This window comes from Halovibrio variabilis (assembly GCF_007991175.1).
GTDB lineage: Bacteria > Pseudomonadota > Gammaproteobacteria > Pseudomonadales > Halomonadaceae > Vreelandella > Vreelandella variabilis.
This window is the reverse complement of record NZ_BJXV01000042.1, coordinates 1-1,786: the sequence shown is the minus strand read 5'-3', so window position 1 is coordinate 1,786 and position 1,786 is coordinate 1. Positions and strand designations below refer to the sequence as shown.

1 rRNA gene is annotated in these 1,786 nt (G+C 53.7%); it reads right to left on the bottom strand.

Going from position 1 to position 1,786, the window contains the following annotated elements:
* Window positions 1–49: 49 nt before the first annotated feature.
* Window positions 50–1,582: ribosomal RNA gene (locus HVA01_RS17315) — 16S ribosomal RNA — on the bottom strand.
* Window positions 1,583–1,786 lie beyond the last annotated feature (204 nt).

Genomic DNA, 1,786 nt, shown 5'->3' with positions numbered 1-1,786 from the left:
TCTGATCAGGTAATTCATTGTGGACGCTTACTAACTGTGACGCATCGTTTAAGGAGGTGATCCAGCCGCAGGTTCCCCTACGGCTACCTTGTTACGACTTCACCCCAGTCATGAACCACACCGTGGTGATCGCCCTCTTGCGTTAGGCTAACCACTTCTGGTGCAGTCCACTCCCATGGTGTGACGGGCGGTGTGTACAAGGCCCGGGAACGTATTCACCGTGACATTCTGATTCACGATTACTAGCGATTCCGACTTCACGGAGTCGAGTTGCAGACTCCGATCCGGACTGAGACCGGCTTTAAGGGATTCGCTGACTCTCGCGAGCTCGCAGCCCTTTGTACCGGCCATTGTAGCACGTGTGTAGCCCTACCCGTAAGGGCCATGATGACTTGACGTCGTCCCCACCTTCCTCCGGTTTGTCACCGGCAGTCTCCTTAGAGTTCCCGCCATTACGCGCTGGCAAATAAGGACAAGGGTTGCGCTCGTTACGGGACTTAACCCAACATTTCACAACACGAGCTGACGACAGCCATGCAGCACCTGTCTTACAGTTCCCGAAGGCACACCAGAATCTCTTCCGGCTTCTGTAGATGTCAAGGGTAGGTAAGGTTCTTCGCGTTGCATCGAATTAAACCACATGCTCCACCGCTTGTGCGGGCCCCCGTCAATTCATTTGAGTTTTAACCTTGCGGCCGTACTCCCCAGGCGGTCGACTTATCGCGTTAACTTCGCCACAAAGTGCTCTAGGCACCCAACGGCTGGTCGACATCGTTTACGGCGTGGACTACCAGGGTATCTAATCCTGTTTGCTACCCACGCTTTCGCACCTCAGTGTCAGTATCAGTCCAGAAGGCCGCCTTCGCCACTGGTATTCCTCCCGATCTCTACGCATTTCACCGCTACACCGGGAATTCTACCTTCCTCTCCTGTACTCTAGCCTGACAGTTCCGGATGCCGTTCCCAGGTTGAGCCCGGGGCTTTCACAACCGGCTTATCAAGCCACCTACGCGCGCTTTACGCCCAGTAATTCCGATTAACGCTTGCACCCTCCGTATTACCGCGGCTGCTGGCACGGAGTTAGCCGGTGCTTCTTCTGCGAGTGATGTCTTTCCTGCCGGGTATTAACCGACAGGCGTTCTTCCTCGCTGAAAGTGCTTTACAACCCGAGGGCCTTCTTCACACACGCGGCATGGCTGGATCAGGGTTGCCCCCATTGTCCAATATTCCCCACTGCTGCCTCCCGTAGGAGTTCGGGCCGTGTCTCAGTCCCGATGTGGCTGATCATCCTCTCAGACCAGCTACGGATCGCTGCCTTGGTGAGCCATTACCTCACCAACTAGCTAATCCGACATAGGCTCATCCAATAGCGGGAGCCAAAGCCCCCTTTCTCCCGTAGGACGTATGCGGTATTAGCCTGGGTTTCCCCAGGTTATCCCCCACTATCGGGCAGATTCCTATGCATTACTCACCCGTCCGCCGCTCGTCAGCGTCTAGCAAGCTAGACCTGTTACCGCTCGACTTGCATGTGTTAGGCCTGCCGCCAGCGTTCAATCTGAGCCATGATCAAACTCTTCAGTTTACAATCATTGTGATTCTTACTTGTCACCCTAAGGCAACAAAAGCGAATCAAACTTGGCTCAAGGTCAAACGAATTCATTCAAAACAGCTCAAAAGCCGAAGCTTCGAAGCCTTATTGCTTGAGTCGCTTGCCTTGATATTGGGTGATTTGTCACCAACATCAGCAAGCGCCCACATGAATTACCTGATCAAATTGTTAAAGAGC